The sequence below is a fragment of the Vibrio sp. YT-19(2023) genome (genome assembly GCF_033337395.1).
The window spans coordinates 1-540 of the sequence record NZ_JAWOQN010001035.1; the positions used below are offsets into that span (position 1 = coordinate 1).

Below are 540 nucleotides of genomic sequence, written 5' to 3' on the forward strand. Positions count from 1 at the left end.
CCCGGTTGGTTAAATGTGTTGCTTGCTGTGATTGCTCTAGATCTCATCATCTATGTTCAGCACTTGGTTTTTCATCGCGTGAAACCGCTATGGAAAATTCATCGTATGCACCATGCCGATTTGGATATCGATGTCACAACTGGCGCGCGTTTTCATCCAATTGAAATCATCATCTCGATGGTCGTCAAAATCGCCTCGGTATTCATTCTTGGTGTTTCACCTCTCGCGATTGTGGTTTTTGAGATCATTCTAAATGCGAGTGCAATGTTCAATCACAGTAACGCAAAACTTGCGTTATCTATCGATAAGAAACTGCGAAAAGTCATTGTGACACCAGACATGCACCGCGTGCACCATTCGGTGATTGTGAAGGAAACCCATTCGAACTTTGGTTTTTTCCTTTCCGTTTGGGATAGATGGTTTGGAACGTATCGCGCACAACCAGCGCTTGGACATAACGATGTCGTGATTGGCGTGCCTGAGATCAGGGAAGCGAGCGAGCAAAGATTGGATAAGCTACTGACACAACCTTTTCGCTAT

General features: G+C 45.0%; 1 protein-coding gene. It reads left to right on the forward strand.

Annotated elements, in window-relative coordinates; all coding sequences use genetic code 11:
* Window positions 1–540 (forward strand): sterol desaturase family protein (locus R7E78_RS29870; protein ID WP_318059110.1); only part of this gene is annotated, 540 nt, incomplete at both ends.